This window comes from Serratia sp. AKBS12, from assembly GCF_024793895.1.
In the GTDB taxonomy this organism is placed as follows: domain Bacteria; phylum Pseudomonadota; class Gammaproteobacteria; order Enterobacterales; family Enterobacteriaceae; genus Serratia_F.
Map to the genome: position 1 here is coordinate 219,519 of NZ_JANUSB010000009.1, position 17,727 is coordinate 237,245.

Here is a 17,727-nt window from a genome sequence, read left to right on the forward strand (position 1 = left end):
GAGGGACAGGTCTACTGCTAGTCATCTGGATGATGTTTTTCTGCGCAGTTCTAGCATGTTGTATTTGCTGGTGGATTTTGCGATAACTGCGTTAAGCGACGTCAACGGGAGGCATGATGATCACGGATATTCTGGCAGACAACTTACGGGTGGTGTTTTGCGGCATTAATCCCGGCCTTTCCACCGCGCATCACGGTTACCATTTTGCCAATGCCAACAATCGTTTTTGGAAGGTTATTCATCAGGCGGGGTTTACCGCACGGCAGCTGGCACCGGAGGAAGAGCAGCATTTGCTTGATACCGGTTGCGGCATCACCATGCTGGTGGAGCGCCCGACGGTAGCGGCCAGCGAGCTGGAGCGTGACGAGCTGCGTAACGGCGGCGAGGCGTTAAAAGAAAAAATCCTGCGTTACCAGCCGCAGGCTTTGGCTATCCTTGGCAAGCAGGCATTCAGCAGCGCATTCGGTATTCGCAAGGTTGGCTGGGGGCGGCAGCCGACAATGATAGGCAAAACCGAGGTGTGGGTATTGCCCAACCCCAGCGGATTGAATCGGGCGACGCTGGAGCAACTGATCGCAAGCTACCGCGAACTGGCGCTGGCGCTGAAAACAGGGCAATAAAAAACCCCGGCAGGCCGGGGTTTTTTGTACGGCAGAGATAACCTGAATTAGTCGTCCAGGAAGCTGCGCAGTACTTCAGAACGGCTTGGGTGGCGCAGTTTGCGCAACGCCTTCGCTTCGATCTGGCGAATACGTTCACGGGTGACGTCGAACTGTTTGCCCACTTCTTCCAGCGTGTGGTCAGTGTTCATATCGATACCGAAACGCATGCGCAGCACTTTCGCTTCACGGGCGGTCAGGCCAGCCAGCACGTCGTGCGTGGCGGAGCGCAGGCTTTCCGATGTGGCGGAATCCAGTGGCAGCTCGAGGGTGGTATCCTCGATGAAATCGCCCAGATGTGAATCTTCGTCATCACCAATCGGCGTTTCCATGGAGATCGGCTCTTTGGCGATTTTCAGCACCTTGCGGATTTTGTCTTCCGGCATCAGCATGCGTTCTGCCAGCTCTTCCGGCGTTGGCTCACGACCCATTTCTTGCAGCATCTGACGCGAAATACGGTTGAGCTTGTTGATAGTCTCAATCATATGCACCGGAATACGGATGGTGCGCGCCTGATCGGCGATGGAACGGGTGATGGCCTGACGGATCCACCAGGTGGCATAGGTCGAAAACTTATAGCCGCGGCGGTATTCGAACTTGTCGACGGCTTTCATCAGACCGATGTTGCCTTCCTGAATCAGATCCAGGAACTGCAGACCGCGGTTGGTGTATTTCTTGGCGATGGAAATAACCAGACGCAAGTTCGCTTCAACCATTTCTTTCTTCGCGCGGCGGGCTTTCGCTTCGCCGATCGACATGCGACGGTTGATGTCTTTCACCTGTTCGATGGTCAGGCCGGTCTCTTCTTCAATCTGCCGCAGTTTTTGCAGGCTGCGCTGCACGTCTTCTGCTACATCTTTCAGTTTTTCGGACCAGGGCTTGGCCATCGCCAACGCCGCTTCGAACCAGGAATTACTGGTTTCATTACCGGCGAACAGCGTGACGAAGTTTTTCTTCGGCATTTTGCACTGCTCAACGCACAGCTTCATGATGATGCGTTCCTGGGTACGGACGCGATCCATCATGGTACGCATGCTGTTGACCAGGAAGTCGAACTGCTTCGGCACCAGGCGGAACTGCTTGAACACGTCGGACAGCTTCAGAATTTCTTCGGCTGCTCTGGCGTGGCTGCGGCCGTTGGTCTTGATGACCTGACGGGTCGCTTCGTACTGCTCGCGCAACTCGGTGAATTTCTGGCGTGCCAGTTCCGGATCGATGCTGTTGTCGTCTTCGGCGTCGTCGTCTTCGTCTTCTTCGTCGTCGTCGCTTTGTTCTTCGGTCGACAGCTCAGAACCGATGTGCGTTGCGGTAGGAGCGATGTCCTCTTCCGCGTTCGGATCGACAAAGCCGGTGATCAGATCGGACAGGCGAGATTCGCCCGCTTCGACGCGATCGTACTGCTCCAGCAGATAGGTAATGGCTTCCGGGTATTCAGCGACCGAACACTGCACCTGATTGATACCGTCTTCAATGCGTTTGGCGATGTCGATTTCGCCTTCGCGCGTCAGCAGTTCAACGGTACCCATTTCACGCATGTACATGCGAACCGGGTCAGTGGTGCGGCCAATCTCGGACTCAACGCTGGACAGTACCTGAGCGGCGGCTTCTTCTGCGTCTTCGTCGGTGCTGTTCGAATTTTCAGCAAGCAACAGGTCATCGGCGTCCGGTGCTTCTTCCATCACCTGGATGCCCATGTCATTAATCATCTGGATGATGTCTTCGATCTGATCGGAGTCGACGATATCTTCCGGCAGATGGTCATTGACCTCAGCATAGGTCAGATAGCCTTGCTCCTTACCACGGGTGACAAGTAGCTTCAGCTGTGACTGCGGGTTTTGCTCCATAAGACGGTATCCACACTTCAGAGTATTTGGGTTGGTGTCGGTCGGCGAAACCGCCAACAATAGCATTTGGGGCGTATTTGTTATAGCCGCGGCCCACTGTAGCGGCATCTTGCAGGGCTTTGCCCTCGCTTTTATCGGCACTTAAGCCGTTTGTATGCTTCATGCTTCACGTTGCAGGAGAGGGCGCTTTTCCTGTCCCGAGTCACTGACTGTAGTCAATTCACCGGAGAGCGTACGTTTTTCGCCCGCCTGAAACGCAAATAATGTTGTCCAGATTCAGTTTTTCTTTGCTAACACTTGATTGAGCGAGCGGACTTCTTCTCGCTCTTCCGGGCTCAGGCCGTGCGTTCTTGCCTGGGCAATCAACGTTTCCAACCGCTGCTCGAGCACCGAGTCATACAGGCTGGCCAGCGTATCTAAAAATGTTTGTTCAACCATATCCTCAATGATCATATGGTTCCACGTAGCCAGAGTTTCAAGCTGCTGGCTGAATTTGTTGTCGCGATACAGCTCTAACAGCTGCCCGGTAGTCAGGCCCGGCTGCGACAGGCAGGTTTGCACCAGTTCGACAAACAGCGGCAGTCCTGGCTGCCTGGTCTGCTCCAGCCCTTCCAGCGCCGGTACCAGCGTGGCCAAGTGCGGATTCTGTACCAGTAATCCTATCAGTATACGCATGGTTGTGCGTTTTAGCTGGGGAGGCTGATAACTATTGCCATTTTCCGCCTGCTTGGGCATCAGTTTGTCGAGCTGGCTGTCGTCCAGCAGTCCCAGCTTGCTGCCAAGCTGTTGACGCAGATACAAACGCAGCGTTTCGCCGGGCACCTGGGTGATCAGCGGCAGCGCCAACGTGCTCAGCTTGGCACGGCCGTCGGGACTGCTCAGATCAACCTGCGGCATCAGGGTTTCAAACAGGAAGGTGGAAAGCGGCTGTGCCTGCTCCATCCGCTGTTCGAACGCCTGTTTACCTTCTTTGCGTATCAATGTGTCCGGGTCTTCACCGTCGGGCAAAAACATGAACCGTAACTGCCGCCCATCATTGAGGTAGGGCAATGCGGTTTCCAGCGCACGCCAGGCCGCTTCTCGGCCGGCACGGTCGCCGTCATAACAGCAGACCACGTTATCGGTGGCGCGGAACAGCAGCTGGATATGGTCAGCCGTTGTCGAGGTTCCAAGCGAGGCGACGGCATAATCGATGCCGAACTGCGCCAACGCCACCACGTCCATATAACCTTCCACCACCAGCAAACGCTGTAGGGTCGGATGGCTCTGCTGTGCTTCATACAGGCCGTATAACTGGCGGCCCTTGTGGAATACTTCGGTTTCCGGCGAGTTCAGGTATTTTGGCATACCGTCACCCAGTACACGGCCGCCAAAGGCGATCACGCGCCCGCGCTTGTCGCGGATCGGGAACATAATGCGCTCGCGGAAACGATCGTACATTCGGCCTTGATCGTTAGTCACCAGCATGCCGGCATCGTTCAATGCCGCCCGGCTGTCGGGATCGCGACCAAAACGTTTCAAGGCGTTATCCCAGCCGGCGGGTGCGAAGCCGATGGCAAAGTGACGGATAACGTCGTCGCTCAACCCGCGCCGTTGCAGGTAATCGCGCGCCTGCTTGCCATTGGATTGATGCATTGACTGTTGATAGAACGTGCTGAGCTGTTCTATCAGTTGATAAAGACTTTGCCGCTGATGGCGTTCGATCTGGGTCGGTCCGGTGCCTGCCTCGTAAGGCACTTCCAGCCCGTGCATGGTTGCCAGTTCCTCGATGGTTTCGACAAACTCCAGCCTGTCGTAATTCATCAGGAAATCGACGGCGTTGCCGTGTGCACCACACCCAAAACAGTGATAGAACTGTTTTTCGCCATTAACGGTAAATGAAGGCGTTTTTTCGTGGTGGAACGGGCAGCACGCGTGGTAGTTCTTGCCTTGCTTCTTGAGCTTCACCCGTGCGTCGATCAGATCGACGATGTCGGTGCGCGCCAGCAAGTCATTGATAAATACACGCGGAATTCGTCCAGCCATAAGCCCCGGTTCGACTGCCTATAAACGAGAACAAGCCGCGCATTCCTTTCGGAAAGCACGGCCTTCGTATGCAACTACTCGGTCTGCGTGTTCTTGAAAAAGAAAAAATCACGCGGCGGGGTTACCCCCGAAGGATTAATACAGACGAGTGCGGCGTGCGTTTTCGCGAGCCAGTTTCTTCGCGTGACGTTTCACAGCAGAAGCTTTAGCGCGTTTACGTTCGGTAGTCGGTTTTTCATAGAACTCACGACGACGAACTTCAGCTAAAACACCTGCTTTTTCGCAGGAACGCTTGAAACGACGCAGAGCAACGTCAAATGGCTCGTTTTCACGTACTTTAATTACCGGCATGTGCCTCTCACCTCAATAGAATTCGGTTTGCTGCTGGCCAAGCGCCAGCCTTTTCAAAATGGTGCGGAATTTTACTCCAATGGGTGCTGCTTTGTAAAGCACCAAGTCAAAGAGAAACCCGACCGCACCGTGCGCCATTCCGAACGCCACTTCAGCAATTATGGCGCAATTTTGCGTCGGCCGCTGATTATAGACTAATCAGAAAAAATTGCTCGTTTTTAATCATTGGCACATTTGTTTCTGGAATCATCGACATAGTTGGCAGGTGGCGGCAAACTGCGCGCGGCTGGCGGTAAATGACGCGGTTTATGCTAAACTGGCGGCCGCACGTGAATGATGGGAACGGTAATGCGAGTACTGGGTATAGAAACGTCCTGCGATGAAACCGGAATTGCAGTTTATGACGAACACGCCGGTTTGTTAGCCAATCAATTGTACAGCCAGGTGAAGCTGCATGCAGACTACGGCGGGGTAGTGCCGGAGCTGGCCTCACGCGATCACGTGCGGAAAACCGTGCCTCTGATCCAGGCGGCTTTAAAAGAAGCCAATCTGACCGCTGCCGACATCGACGGCGTGGCCTACACCGCCGGGCCTGGCCTGGTAGGCGCATTGCTGGTTGGGGCAACCATTGGTCGCGCACTGGCGTTTGCCTGGAACGTACCTGCGGTGCCGGTGCACCATATGGAAGGCCACCTGCTGGCGCCGATGCTGGAGGATAACCCGCCGGCCTTTCCGTTTGTCGCGCTACTGGTTTCCGGCGGCCATACCCAGTTGATCGCCGTGACCGGCATCGGTGAGTACGCGCTGCTGGGAGAGTCGATCGACGACGCAGCCGGCGAGGCGTTCGACAAGACCGCCAAATTGCTGGGGCTGGACTATCCCGGCGGGCCGATGCTGTCGAAAATGGCACAACAGGGCACCGCGGGGCGTTTCACTTTCCCGCGGCCGATGACCGATCGCCCGGGGCTGGATTTCAGTTTCTCGGGGTTGAAGACCTTTGCAGCCAATACCATCCGCTCCAACGGTGATGACGATCAAACCCGGGCCGATATCGCCCGCGCCTTTGAAGATGCGGTGGTGGATACGTTGGCCATCAAGTGCAAGCGCGCCTTGGAACAGACCGGCTTCAAGCGGCTGGTGATGGCCGGCGGCGTTAGCGCCAATCGTACGCTGCGCGCCAAACTGGCGGAAATGATGCACAAGCGCGGCGGAGAGGTGTTCTATGCCCGCCCGGAATTTTGTACCGATAACGGCGCGATGATTGCCTATGCGGGGATGGTGCGGCTGCAAAGCGGTGCCAACCCCGCATTGAGCGTTTCGGTTCGCCCACGCTGGCCACTGGCCGAGCTGCCGGCGGTATAACGGCAAACGTCAGGGCCGGCGATAATCCGCCCCTGACGCTTTCTATTTATCGTCTTCCGACTCTATGTCTTGTGCTGCCACTTCGGTGGCATCCTGCTTCTTCTTGCGAAACCTGCCCCAGATTTTCCCTTCCTGACCACGCCACAGGCGCTGAATATTATCGTGATGGCGCATCAGGATCAGACATGACAGCATCGCCACCGGGAAGGTGAACTGGGGTTTGAACCACCAGACGTAAAACGGCGCAATCAGTGCGCTGACAATCGCCCCCAGCGAGGAATAACCACTGAGCAGCACCGTCAGCAGCCAGGTGCCGGTCATCAGTCCGGTCAGGTCCCAGCCAATGGGTGCTATGGCACCGAACGCCGTGGCGACACCCTTGCCACCACGAAAGTGGAAAAATAGCGGATAGATGTGGCCAAGACAGGCGGCGATCGCCGTCAGGCCGAGATACAGCGGCGGTACATTCAGTTCGTAGGCCAGCCAGACAGGCAGCATCCCTTTCAGCACGTCAAAAATCAGCACCGCCGCCGCCGCAAGGCGACCGCCGATACGCAGGACGTTGGTTGCTCCGGGATTCCCTGAGCCATGTTCACGCGGATCGGGCAGCCTGGCGATCCGGCAAACCAGGATCGCGCTGGAAATTGAGCCACACAGATACGCGAAGATAATCATGCCAAGCGCGGTAGCACTCATAACGCGGTTCCGTTTAATAATGGTCGTTTTACTCGCAACATCTATGGATAATACGCATATTCCGCTGGAAGTGGTATCCGGCAAGGCCAAAAACAGAGAATGACGTGATGGATATCGTATTTATTGAACAACTTACCGTAATCACCACCATTGGCGTTTATGACTGGGAACAGACTATTCGCCAGAAACTGGTGTTCGATATCGAAATGGGCTGGGACAACCGCCGAGCCGCCGCCAGCGATGACGTCAATGACTGCCTGAGCTATGCCGATATCAGCGACGCGGTGGTTCAACACGTTGAATCCGGGCGCTTTGCTTTGGTCGAACGGGTCGCGGAGGAAATATCCGAAATGTTGTTGCAACGCTTTAAATCGCCGTGGGTCCGTATTAAGGTCAGCAAGCCGGGGGCAGTTGCCCATGCCAGCCGCGTTGGGGTGATCATAGAACGTGGCACGCGTCCGGCTTGATTAACTGTCATGCTGAGGCAACTAAAGATCGATAGTTTGGTCTGAAACACAGAATTGTTTTAGCGGCAATGTATTGAACACTGCCGCTTTTTTATGTTTATAGCGGAAGATTACGGGGTAAGCGCGCACATGGCGGACATGCATTCACTGTTTGTGGCATTTGTACTTGGTGTGGTGGAAGGGTTAACGGAGTTCCTGCCGGTATCATCAACCGGCCATATGATTATCGTCGGCGAGTGGCTGGGTTTTACCGGTGACAAGGCCAAGACGTTTGAAGTAATTATTCAGCTCGGCTCGATTCTGGCAGTGGTGGTGATGTTCTGGCGCCGGCTGTTTGGTTTGATCGGCATCCACTTCGGCGGCAAGCCGGTCGCACATGAAGGCCATACGGCGGGGCGGCTGAAACTCAGTCATATCCTGTTGGCGATGGTGCCGGCGGTGGTGCTGGGGTTGGTGTTCCACGACGTGATCAAGTCGCTGTTTGAACCGAAAAACGTCATGTACGCGCTGATTGTCGGTGGTTTCCTGCTGTTGGCCGCAGAGTGGCTGAAACCGAAAAAACCGCGAGCGGTTGGTCTGGACGATATCACCTATCGTCAGGCATTCATGATCGGCTGCTTCCAGTGTCTGGCGCTGTGGCCGGGCTTTTCACGCTCCGGCTCGACCATTTCCGGCGGGATGCTGGTGGGTGTCAGCCGTTATGCCGCGTCCGAGTTTTCCTTCATTCTGGCCGTGCCGATGATGATCGGTGCCAGCGGTCTGGACTTGTACAAGAGCCTGCACTTCCTGACGCTGGCCGATTTGCCGATGTTCGCGGTCGGTTTTATCACCGCCTTTGTGGTGGCGCTGATAGCGATTAAAACCTTCCTGACGTTGATCAAACGTATCTCGTTCATTCCGTTTGCCATTTATCGCTTTATCGTAGCGGCGGTGGTCTACATGGTATTCATGTAATCCGCGGCCAGAAAAACCAGACCCCGCCAAGGCGGGGTTTTTTTACGCCTGTGGCGCTTCGCCATTCTGTGCGCGTTTCCATTGCGCCAACGCCTGTTGACGGCGTCGCTTTACCTCATCGCGGATTGCCAGCCCCTGGAAGCCGCTGTCAACCACCTCTTTTACTGCCACACCCTGGGCGACTCGATAGGCTGCGCGCAGGTAATCGCCTTGTGGATAGGGATTTTCTTCAAAACCGGTACGACCGCGCGCATCGGCCTCGCTGGTAAGGATCATCTGCTCCAGCCGCTGTGGCTTGCGCCATACGTCAATCGCATCGAACAGTTTCAACAGGGTTTCCGGCCGCAGTTTGTTCGCAGTGTGGATCAGATCGTGGTATTCAGCCACCAGTCTGCTCAGATCGCGGATCGGGTTTGGCACCCGCAACCGTTGGCACAGCTGCTCCACCAGACGAACTCCCGCCGGCCCGTGGCCATGGTGATGCGGCCAGTATTCCTTTGGCGTTAGTCCCTTGCCAAGATCGTGACACAGCGCGGCGAAGCGTACGTCTATCTCCGGGCTGAGCCGCGCGGCAATAGCCAGCGTCATCAGCGTATGCACACCGGTATCGATTTCCGGGTGCCATTTTTCGGGGGCCGGTACGCCAAACAGCGCATCGATTTCCGGGAACAGCACCTGCAGCGCGTGGCAATCGCGCAGCACCTGGAAGTACACCTGCGGATTGTCGCTTTGCAGGGCTTTTTCGGTCTCTTTCCACACCCGTTCGGCGGTGAGGGCCGACAGTTCGCCGCCGTCGGTCATTTGACGCATCAGGGCGGCAGTTTCCGGTGCGATGGTGAAACCGAGATGGGCGAAGCGGGCGGCAAAACGCGCGACGCGCAGCACGCGCAGCGGATCTTCGCCAAACGCAGGTGAAACGTGGCGCAATACGCGCGCATTGAGATCGTCGACGCCGTGATAGGGGTCAACCAGTTCGCCGTCGGTGGTTTGCGCGATGGCATTGATGGTCAGATCGCGGCGCAGTAAATCCTCTTCCAGCGTCACATCCGGCGCGGCATGGCAGACAAAGCCGGTATAACCCTGGCCGGATTTCCGTTCGGTGCGTGCCAGCGCATATTCTTCGTGCGTGGTGGGGTTGAGGAATACCGGAAAGTCCCTGCCGACCTGTTGGTAGCCCAGTGCCAATAATTCTTCTGGCGTGGCGCCGACCACCACCCAATCGTGATCGAAGACCGGTATCTTGAGAAGGCGATCGCGTACTGCGCCGCCGACCAGATAAGTTTTCACTGTCATACTCCCGAATTCTGCAATAAGGCTCTGTCTATCAGATTACATGAATTGCTGATGGACTGCTGGATCAAAAACCCGCGTAGTTAATAGGGTCTCCGCTGCGTGACTTCAAAATATTGTTATTCCCTGCCGTCGGGCTCCACTTTCCCATTGCCGCCGTACAGCAGTTGTTTCACTATGAGTAGAACGTTCTAGTATAACGTTCTACTTACTACAAGAATCGCCATCAAGGTGTCAGTGCAACAACGTAAGACAGGGGGAACAGCAATGGGTATGGTATCCAGTTTTATCAAATCGTTATCAAAACTCTCAATGATTGGCCGGGCGCTGATGCTGCCAATTTCACTGTTGCCGGCCGCCGGTTTACTACTGGCGTTTGGCGATAAATTCCATTTGTCGTTGATGATGAACGCTGGCGGGGTGATTTTTGACAATCTGCCGCTGTTGTTTGCCATCGGCTCGGCGGTCGGGTTGGCGGCCGAGTCCGGCATTGCGGCGCTGTCTGCCGCCGTCGCGGTATTTATCGTGAACGTCACCATTGGCACGCTGCTGCATATAACGCCGGAAATGGCCGCCAGCGGCGGTAAATACGCCATGGTGGTGGGGATCCCAACGTTACAGATGGGCGTATTCGGCGGGTTGATCTGCGGTATTCTGGCCGCCTGGTGTTATAACCGCTTCCACACGTTACAGCTGCCAGAATTTCTTGGTTTTTTCTCGGGAAAACGCTTTGTCGCCATCGCCACCGCATTCCTGTCCTTCCTGCTCGGTATGGTGTTGCCTTGGGTTTGGCAATATATCCAATCGGCGATCGATGCGCTGTCGCTGGTGGTCAACGGTGACAATCAGGCGCTATCCACTTTTATCTTCGGCATGACGGAGCGAGCGTTGATTCCGTTGGGTTTGCATCATATCTGGTATCCGTCGTTCTGGTATTCATTCGGCGATTACACCACGCAAACCGGCCAGGTTATTCATGGCGATCAGACCATCTGGTTTAAAATGTTGGCGGAAGGCGTAAAGACCTTCAGCAGCGACAGTTACCAGAACGCAGGTAAATTCATGCAGGGCGAGTTCCCATTGATGCTGTTCGCGCTGCCGGCGGCCTGTCTGGCGATGTACCATGAAGCCAACAGCAAGAACAAGAAAATCGCCTCCGGCATTCTGTTCTCAGCGGCGCTGACCTGCTTCCTGACCGGCATCACCGAACCGGTGGAGTTCACCTTTATCTTTGTCGCGCCAATCCTTTACGTGTTTAACGCCATTATGGCGGGGCTGGCATACATGTGCATGTACCTGCTGCATGCGCATATCGCCAAATCCTTCTCCGCCGGGATGATTGACTACATCTCGTTCGGCATCCTGCCGTCGTTCAACGGTTATCAGACCAACTTCCTTAGCGCGGTGATTGTCGGAGTGCCAATGGCGCTGATCTATTACTTCACCTTCCGCTTTGTGATCCGTCGTTTCAATGTCAAAACGCCGGGTAGAACCGACGTGGTGTCCGAGGTTAACGATAAAACCGATCGCGAACTGGCGACCGAGATTATTGCCCTGGTTGGCGGCGTAGAAAATATCCGCTCGGTCGGTTCTTGCATTACCCGCCTGCGGCTGGAGGTTAAACAGGGCGACCGGGTTGACAAGGATGGCCTGAATGCCGTTGGTGCCCGTGGCGTGGTGTTTGTCGGCGAACAGGGTGTTCAGGTGATTTTCGGGGCGCGCGCACAGTTTATCGCGCAAACCATGGCGACCCTCACCGGCAAGTAGTTATGCTGTCAACGCAATGAAAATAAAGCCTCCTGTATCAAACGGCGAGGCTTTATGATGTCAGTCTTCAGCAACGGTGTCGGAGTGCTCGAGTCAGGATGAAAAAAGTTAACATTATCGATGTAGCGCAGCTGGCTGGCGTCTCGGTATCCACCGTTTCTTTGGTTTTACGGCGCAAAGGCAAGATTTCAGACGCCACCAAAGAAAAAGTGCAGGCTGCCATTGAACAGCTGGGTTATGTCCATAATGTGGCGGCGGCCAATCTGCGGGCCAATACGTCCAATCTGATTGGCGTCATCATCCGCAACTTCAGCGACGCGTTTTCCATCAGCGTAATGGCAAGCATCGTGCGTGAGTTGGAACAGCAGGGGTTTATGGTGTTTCTGGGCCAGCCGCAGGACGACGAAAAGCAGCTCCGCCAATGTCTGACCTCGTTTGCCCAGCAGGGGGTGGCGGGGGTGATTTATCTGTCTGCCAATCCTTTTTCCCGCCAGTTGCCGCAGGCGATTGTGCAATGCACGCTGCCGCTGGTGGTGGTTTCCGAATCCTTGCTAGACGGCGATCGCGACCTGATTGAGCGCGACAATCGCCATGCTGCCAGTCGGGCAACGCGTTATCTGATTGAGCGCGGCCATCGCAACATCGCCTATCTGGGCGGTGATGCGCAGTGCCTGTTGCGGCAGGAACGGCTGTTGGGTTACCGCAGCGCGCTGCAGCAGTATGACTTGCCGTTTCGGGACGACTGGGCGCCATGCGGTGAAGAAAATACCCAGTCGGCGGCAACGGCAATCCGCAACTTATTGGAAAACAGCAATAAAATTACCGCAGTGCTCTGCCATTCCGCCGCGGCAATTATCGGCTGTATCAGCGGCGTGCAGCAGGTGGGGCGCACCATTGGCAAGGACGTCTTCCTGACGCAGCAAGTCTCGCTGGTCGGTTTTGAGGATATGCTGCACATTAACCTGACATCCCCTTCATTTACCTACGTTTCTTCCGCCAGCGATGAAACCGGCCGTCAGGCTGCCGCGCTGATGCTTAAAAAGATCGGCGAACCGTCATTGGCGGCACAGCGGATTGTCATTTCAGGCCAACTGGTGCAGCGCGACTCGGCATAACCGCTGCCAGCCATCCCCGTTGGCGCAGGCGCACATAAAAAATGCCGAGCGGCGTTAACCGATCGGCATGAGCCCGCAGGCAGTCACGCTGATTGAACTCAGTTCATCCAGCGATTGTTGTTTTTGCGGCGTGGGATCAGGTGTGGCAACAGCAGGCCAAGCAACAGACCGATACCGGCTACGCCGCCGCCGTACATGAACCATTGCAGGATAATGGTACGCTGCTTGTCGTCGAGTTGCAGATTAACTGCGTTGACTTTTTTCTGCGCCACGACCAACTGATTTTTCAGCGCCTGATTTTCCTGCTGCAATCCGCTGATGGTGCCATCACTGGCGGCCACTTTCTGCTGCATTTCCGCCGTGCGCTGATTCCAGCTGTTGTCGATGTTCGCCAGCTTGTCGGTGAGGGTTTTCACCTGCTGTTCCAGCTCCGGCACTCGGGTGCGCAGGCTGGGGGTTTCGCTGAGCTGGTCGAGCGGGATCCACACGCTGCGGCCTTTGGCATCGCGAATCTGGCCATATTTGGTACTGTCATTCACACTTAACAGCGTGACTTCGTCGCCGGCGTTCAACGTGCCGACAATACGGTATTGATTACCTGGGCCGCTGTGCACGTAAGTATTCAATTCATCGGAGATATAGCGCTTATCTTCGGCATGTGCGCCCCAAGTGATGCTGAGACTCAGCACGGCGAGGCAAATTAGGCGTAATTTCTGCATTAGTTCATCGTTTCTGTGTGAATTTATGGAACGATAGTAGAGGCTTCAGTCTGACGACGCAACGCCAAAACCGGAATGAGAACTATCTTACTGTGGCTGATTCTGTGAGTTGTGCGCCATTTTATTGCGTAACAGGTTTTTTCTGCATTCAACAGGGTTCAGCCGCCGGGAATCGCGGTAAGATAATCGTCACTGTGCGGTTGCCGGCAATGCCGTTTTGCCGGCGCATTGCCACGAAGCGTTTCGCGAACGTGTAACTTATTGGTGTAAAAGACTTATGACCGTTGAAATCGAACTGAAATTTATTGCTACTCCCGCCGCGGTGGCCGCATTGCCAGCGCAGTTGGCGGCATGGCCGCATCAGCATTCTGCGCCGCAGCGTCTGACCAATATTTACTTTGAAACCGACGACAATTTTTTGCGCCGCCATGACATGGGGTTGCGCATCCGGGGTTTCGACGAACGCTTTGAGATGACCATCAAAACTGCCGGCTCGGTAGTCGCTGGTTTGCATCAGCGGCCGGAATATAACGTGGCGATCGCCGCGCCGGAACTGGCACTGGCGCAATTCCCGGCAGAAATCTGGCCGCAGGGCTGTGATGTGCACGCGCTGCAGCAACGATTGCAGCCGCTGTTTCGTACCGACTTTGTGCGGGAGAAGTGGGTGATCACTTACGATAACAGCCTGATTGAGGTTGGCCTCGATCAAGGAGAGGTGCGCGCTGGCGAGCTGGTGGAACCGCTGTGCGAGGTCGAACTGGAGCTCAAGCAGGGTGATACCGCCGACGTGTTGAAACTGGCTGCGGAACTGGCGCAGCACGGCGGCCTGCGTCAGGGGAGCCTGAGCAAGGCTGCGCGCGGTTATCATCTGGCGCAGGGCAACCCCGAGCGCCAGCGGCGGCCGTTGAGCATCTTGAAAATGCCGCCAAAGTCCAGCGTTGAGCAGGGAATGATTGCCGGTTTTGAACTGGCGCTGCGCCACTGGCAATATCACGAGGAACTGTGGCTGCGCGGCGACGTGAAAGCGCGACAGGGCGTTATCGAGGCCATTACCCTGATACGTCAGATATTGGTGGTGTTTGGCGGTCTGGTGCCGCGTAAGGCGAGTGCCGAACTGCGTAGTCGGCTGACCGCACTGGAGCCGTTGTTGGAGGACAGCAGCATCGAAGCGCAGGCGTTGTGTTTCGGCGTCGAGTATCTTCAATGTAAGTTGGCGCTCACATCGTGGCTGGTGACCGGTGCATGGCGCGCCTTTGTTGATGCCAAGGCCCGCACCAGACTTGAGGGATCGTTCAAGCGCTTCTGTGACATCATGCTGGGGCGCAGCGCGGCAGAGTTGAAAGAGGCGTTTAACCGCAGCCTGAACGACGATGAATATCAGGAACAATTGCCGCGCCTGACGCGTCAGCTGGCGGCGTTTGCCTTACTGTCCGGCGCCTATCCAGATAGCGAGAGCGAGCCATACATCACCGCTTGGCGCGAACTGCAGGCGGCAGTGGCCGAACGTCGTCAGGGGTGGTATGAAGGTTGCCGCAAAAATGCGTTATCCCATGCGCCATTCTGGTTAAACGGCGCGGTTCGTTAATTACTTTTGGCCTGCCGATCGCAGGCCACCGTCAGAGGCATTCATTATGTTGCCACTTCCAGCCCTCTTGCAGGCCCAGGCGCAGCAGATCGTTGAGCGTTTCCATGCTATCCAGGGCGCAGAATTTACCCTTGGCGCACATGAACAACAGATCCTGGCGTCGAGCGATTTTATCAGCGATATGCTGCTCAGCCATCCGGCATGGCTGGAAACCTTGCGCAGGCAGCCGCCGCTGCCGGACGAATGCCAGCATTACACCGCCTGGCTGCAAGACCTGCTGGAAGAAGTACATGATGAAGCGGCGCTGATGCGCACTCTGCGCCTGTTCCGGCGGGAAACCCTGGTGCGCATCGCCTGGGCGCAGGCGCAAAACCGTTGCAGCACCGAACAGACCTTGCGCCAGCTGAGCGCATTGGCGGAAACGCTGATCGTCAGCGCGCGCGACTGGCTGTATCAAACCTGCTGTCGCGAATGGGGCACGCCGTGCAATGGCGAAGGCGTACCGCAGCCGTTGCTGATCCTCGGTATGGGTAAACTGGGCGGCGGCGAACTGAACTTTTCTTCGGATATCGATCTGATTTTTGCCTACCCGGAAAATGGCCAGACCGAAGGCGGCCGGCGCCAGCTGGATAACGCCCAATTCTTTACGCGCCTCGGCCAGCGGCTGATCAAGGCGCTGGATCAGCAAACCATCGACGGCTTTGTCTATCGGGTCGACATGCGCCTGCGGCCGTTTGGCGACAGCGGCCCGCTGGTGATGAGCTTTGCCGCGCTGGAAGACTATTATCAGGAACAGGGGCGTGATTGGGAGCGTTACGCCATGGTCAAGGCGCGTCTGATGGGCGGTTTTGACGATGCTTACAGCCAGGAGCTGCGCAAAATGTTGCGGCCGTTCGTGTTCCGTCGTTACATCGATTTCAGTGTGATCCAGTCGCTGCGCAACATGAAGGGCATGATTGCGCGTGAAGTGCGGCGACGCGGGCTGAAGGACAACATCAAGCTGGGGGCCGGCGGCATTCGCGAAATCGAATTTATCACCCAGGTGTTCCAATTGATCCGTGGCGGGCGCGAGCCAGCATTGCAGGGACGGGCGCTGCTGCCGACGTTACAGGCGGTGGGCGAACTGGGGCTGTTACCGCCCGAGCAGGTGGAGCAACTGAGCGACGGCTATCTGTTCCTGCGTCGCCTGGAAAACCTGTTGCAGGCGATAGCCGATCAGCAAACCCAGACCCTGCCACAGGATGCGCTCGATCAGGCGCGGCTGGCCTGGGGGATGGGCGTTGCCGACTGGCCCACCTTGTTGCAGCACCTGGACCACCATATGCAGGCGGTCAGGGCGGTATTTGATTGGCTTATTGGCGACGACAGTCCCGATATCGGCGAAGATCCCCATTATCAGCATTATCACAGCCTGTGGCAGGATGCCCTGGAGCAGCAGGAGATCGCGCCGTTAACGCCGCATCTGGACGACGAGGAGCGCGGCATGATGCTACGCACCATCGCCGAATTCCGTCACGATGTGGACAAGCGCACCATCGGGCCGCGCGGGCGCGACGTGCTGGATCAACTGATGCCGCGTTTGCTGGCGGCAGTCTGCCAGCGCAATGACGCGCCGACCGCGTTGGTGCGCCTGACGCAACTGTTATTGAGCATCGTCACCCGCACCACCTATCTGGAGCTGCTGGTGGAATATCAGGCGGCGCTCAGCCATTTGATTCGCCTGTGTGCGGCGTCACCGATGGTGGCCAGCCAATTGGCGCGCTACCCGCTATTGCTTGATGAACTGCTTGACCCGTCGACGCTCTACCAACCGGTAGCCCCTGATGCCTATCGCAGCGAGCTGCGCCAGTATCTGCTGCGGGTTCCGGAGGATGACGAAGAACAGCGGTTGGAGGCGCTGCGGCAGTTCAAACAGGCGCAACTATTGCGCATTGCCGCCGGCGATATTGCCGAAGCGCTGCCGGTGATGAAAGTGAGCGACCACTTAACCTATCTGGCTGAGGCGATCATCGACGCCGTGGTACAACAGGCGTGGAACGACATGGTGGCACGCTATGGCCAGCCGACCCACTTGCTGGAGCGCCAAGGGCGCGGGTTCGCGGTGATTGGTTACGGTAAGCTGGGCGGGTGGGAACTGGGCTACAGTTCGGATCTCGATCTGGTGTTCCTGCTGGATTGCCCGCCCGATGTGATGACCGACGGCGATCGTTGCATTGACGGTCGCCAGTTCTATCTGCGTCTGGCACAGCGCGTAATGCATCTGTTCAGCACTCGAACCTCGTCCGGTATTTTGTATGAGGTTGACGCGCGTCTGCGGCCATCCGGCGCGGCCGGCATGCTGGTCAGTACCGTTGAGGCCTTTGCCGATTATCAGCAGAACGAAGCCTGGACCTGGGAACACCAGGCATTGGTGCGGGCGCGTATCGTGTATGGCGATCCGGCACTGCATCAACGCTTCGACCAAATCCGCAGCCAGATCCTTTGCAAGGCGCGCGTTGGCGCAACGTTGCAGCAGGAAGTGCGCGACATGCGCGAAAAAATGCGTAATCACCTCGGTAACAAGCAGCGCGAGCTGTTTGATATCAAAGCGGATGAAGGCGGCATAACGGATATCGAATTTATCGCCCAGTATCTGGTCTTACGCTATGCCGCCGACGAACCGCGCCTGACGCGCTGGTCCGATAACGTGCGGATTTTCGAGCTGATGGCCAATTACGGCATCATGTCGGAAGACGAAGCGCGAGCCTTGACCCGCGCCTATGTCACCATGCGCGATGAAATTCATCACCTGGCGTTGCAGGAGCACTCCGGCAAAGTCAGCAGTGAACTGTTCACTGCCGAGCGGGCGCAGGTGCGTGCCAGCTGGAGCCAATGGCTGGGCTAGACAACACGT

General features: G+C 56.5%; 14 protein-coding genes. 8 read left to right on the top strand and 6 right to left on the bottom strand.

Going from position 1 to position 17,727, the window contains the following annotated elements:
* The first annotated feature begins 116 nt into the window (after nucleotides 1-116).
* Complete coding sequence (gene mug, locus NYE85_RS07395; RefSeq protein ID WP_259004054.1) at nucleotides 117-620, top strand: G/U mismatch-specific DNA glycosylase; 504 nt, start codon at nucleotides 117-119, stop codon at nucleotides 618-620.
* A gap of 47 nt (nucleotides 621-667) precedes the next feature.
* Here mug and rpoD read toward each other — a convergent pair whose 3' ends face one another.
* The 3 genes from rpoD to rpsU all read right to left on the bottom strand — a co-directional run bounded on the left by rpoD (nucleotide 668) and on the right by rpsU (nucleotide 4,879).
* Nucleotides 668-2,503, bottom strand: coding sequence for an RNA polymerase sigma factor RpoD (gene rpoD / locus NYE85_RS07400; RefSeq protein ID WP_259004055.1), 1,836 nt, complete (start codon nucleotides 2,501-2,503; stop codon nucleotides 668-670).
* 276 nt (nucleotides 2,504-2,779) lie between these two features.
* Nucleotides 2,780-4,528: a DNA primase gene (gene dnaG / locus NYE85_RS07405; RefSeq protein ID WP_259004056.1), complete on the bottom strand. Its 1,749-nt coding sequence runs from the start codon at nucleotides 4,526-4,528 to the stop codon at nucleotides 2,780-2,782.
* Nucleotides 4,529-4,663: 135 nt separating this feature from the next.
* A complete protein-coding gene (rpsU, locus tag NYE85_RS07410) occupies nucleotides 4,664-4,879 on the bottom strand; it encodes a 30S ribosomal protein S21 (protein WP_001144069.1) in 216 nt (71 codons plus the stop codon).
* A gap of 348 nt (nucleotides 4,880-5,227) precedes the next feature.
* Here rpsU and tsaD point away from each other — a divergent pair, with 348 nt between their 5' ends.
* Complete coding sequence (gene tsaD / locus NYE85_RS07415; protein ID WP_259004057.1) at nucleotides 5,228-6,241, top strand: tRNA (adenosine(37)-N6)-threonylcarbamoyltransferase complex transferase subunit TsaD; 1,014 nt, start codon at nucleotides 5,228-5,230, stop codon at nucleotides 6,239-6,241.
* A gap of 42 nt (nucleotides 6,242-6,283) precedes the next feature.
* On the opposite strand, the gene plsY is transcribed toward tsaD, so the two are convergent.
* The gene (gene plsY, locus NYE85_RS07420; protein ID WP_259004058.1) at nucleotides 6,284-6,937 is read right to left on the bottom strand and encodes a glycerol-3-phosphate 1-O-acyltransferase PlsY; all 654 of its coding nucleotides are present in this window, start codon (nucleotides 6,935-6,937) and stop codon (nucleotides 6,284-6,286) included.
* Between the two features lie 107 nt (nucleotides 6,938-7,044).
* Here plsY and folB point away from each other — a divergent pair, with 107 nt between their 5' ends.
* Both folB and bacA read left to right on the top strand, forming a co-directional pair.
* Nucleotides 7,045-7,404 carry a bifunctional dihydroneopterin aldolase/7,8-dihydroneopterin epimerase gene (gene folB, locus NYE85_RS07425; protein WP_259004059.1) on the top strand — a complete coding sequence of 120 codons (360 nt, stop codon included), beginning with the start codon at nucleotides 7,045-7,047 and terminating at the stop codon, nucleotides 7,402-7,404.
* Nucleotides 7,405-7,533: 129 nt separating this feature from the next.
* The gene (bacA, locus tag NYE85_RS07430; protein ID WP_259004060.1) at nucleotides 7,534-8,358 is read left to right on the top strand and encodes an undecaprenyl-diphosphate phosphatase; all 825 of its coding nucleotides are present in this window, start codon (nucleotides 7,534-7,536) and stop codon (nucleotides 8,356-8,358) included.
* Between the two features lie 42 nt (nucleotides 8,359-8,400).
* Here the strand turns inward: bacA and NYE85_RS07435 are convergent, their stop codons facing one another.
* On the bottom strand, nucleotides 8,401-9,645 hold the full coding sequence (locus NYE85_RS07435) for a multifunctional CCA addition/repair protein (protein WP_259004061.1): 1,245 nt from the start codon (nucleotides 9,643-9,645) through the stop codon (nucleotides 8,401-8,403).
* A 270-nt stretch (nucleotides 9,646-9,915) separates the two neighbouring features.
* On the opposite strand from NYE85_RS07435, the gene NYE85_RS07440 reads away from it, so the two are divergent.
* The gene (locus NYE85_RS07440; protein WP_259004062.1) at nucleotides 9,916-11,415 is read left to right on the top strand and encodes a PTS transporter subunit EIIC; all 1,500 of its coding nucleotides are present in this window, start codon (nucleotides 9,916-9,918) and stop codon (nucleotides 11,413-11,415) included.
* Between the two features lie 98 nt (nucleotides 11,416-11,513).
* Entirely contained in the window at nucleotides 11,514-12,530 is a 1,017-nt protein-coding gene (gene malI / locus NYE85_RS07445) for a Mal regulon transcriptional regulator MalI (RefSeq protein WP_259004063.1), read from the top strand.
* Between the two features lie 98 nt (nucleotides 12,531-12,628).
* Here malI and NYE85_RS07450 read toward each other — a convergent pair whose 3' ends face one another.
* On the bottom strand, nucleotides 12,629-13,249 hold the full coding sequence (locus NYE85_RS07450) for a TIGR04211 family SH3 domain-containing protein (protein ID WP_259004064.1): 621 nt from the start codon (nucleotides 13,247-13,249) through the stop codon (nucleotides 12,629-12,631).
* A 277-nt stretch (nucleotides 13,250-13,526) separates the two neighbouring features.
* Here NYE85_RS07450 and NYE85_RS07455 point away from each other — a divergent pair, with 277 nt between their 5' ends.
* Complete coding sequence (locus NYE85_RS07455) at nucleotides 13,527-14,834, top strand: inorganic triphosphatase (RefSeq protein ID WP_259004065.1); 1,308 nt, start codon at nucleotides 13,527-13,529, stop codon at nucleotides 14,832-14,834.
* Between the two features lie 46 nt (nucleotides 14,835-14,880).
* Nucleotides 14,881-17,718 carry a bifunctional [glutamate--ammonia ligase]-adenylyl-L-tyrosine phosphorylase/[glutamate--ammonia-ligase] adenylyltransferase gene (gene glnE, locus NYE85_RS07460; RefSeq protein WP_259004066.1) on the top strand — a complete coding sequence of 946 codons (2,838 nt, stop codon included), beginning with the start codon at nucleotides 14,881-14,883 and terminating at the stop codon, nucleotides 17,716-17,718.
* Nucleotides 17,719-17,727: the final 9 nt, after the last annotated feature.

Excerpts from the sequence above, each read along its gene's own strand:
- mug (WP_259004054.1), top strand. The coding sequence starts at position 117 with ATGATCACGGATATTCTGGCAGACAACTTACGGGTGGTGTTTTGCGGC.
- rpoD (WP_259004055.1), bottom strand. The coding sequence starts at position 2,503 with ATGGAGCAAAACCCGCAGTCACAGCTGAAGCTACTTGTCACCCGTGGT.
- dnaG (WP_259004056.1), bottom strand. The coding sequence starts at position 4,528 with ATGGCTGGACGAATTCCGCGTGTATTTATCAATGACTTGCTGGCGCGC.
- rpsU (WP_001144069.1), bottom strand. The coding sequence starts at position 4,879 with ATGCCGGTAATTAAAGTACGTGAAAACGAGCCATTTGACGTTGCTCTG.
- tsaD (WP_259004057.1), top strand. The coding sequence starts at position 5,228 with ATGCGAGTACTGGGTATAGAAACGTCCTGCGATGAAACCGGAATTGCA.
- plsY (WP_259004058.1), bottom strand. The coding sequence starts at position 6,937 with ATGAGTGCTACCGCGCTTGGCATGATTATCTTCGCGTATCTGTGTGGC.
- folB (WP_259004059.1), top strand. The coding sequence starts at position 7,045 with ATGGATATCGTATTTATTGAACAACTTACCGTAATCACCACCATTGGC.
- bacA (WP_259004060.1), top strand. The coding sequence starts at position 7,534 with ATGGCGGACATGCATTCACTGTTTGTGGCATTTGTACTTGGTGTGGTG.
- NYE85_RS07440 (WP_259004062.1), top strand. The coding sequence starts at position 9,916 with ATGGGTATGGTATCCAGTTTTATCAAATCGTTATCAAAACTCTCAATG.
- malI (WP_259004063.1), top strand. The coding sequence starts at position 11,514 with ATGAAAAAAGTTAACATTATCGATGTAGCGCAGCTGGCTGGCGTCTCG.
- NYE85_RS07450 (WP_259004064.1), bottom strand. The coding sequence starts at position 13,249 with ATGCAGAAATTACGCCTAATTTGCCTCGCCGTGCTGAGTCTCAGCATC.
- NYE85_RS07455 (WP_259004065.1), top strand. The coding sequence starts at position 13,527 with ATGACCGTTGAAATCGAACTGAAATTTATTGCTACTCCCGCCGCGGTG.
- glnE (WP_259004066.1), top strand. The coding sequence starts at position 14,881 with ATGTTGCCACTTCCAGCCCTCTTGCAGGCCCAGGCGCAGCAGATCGTT.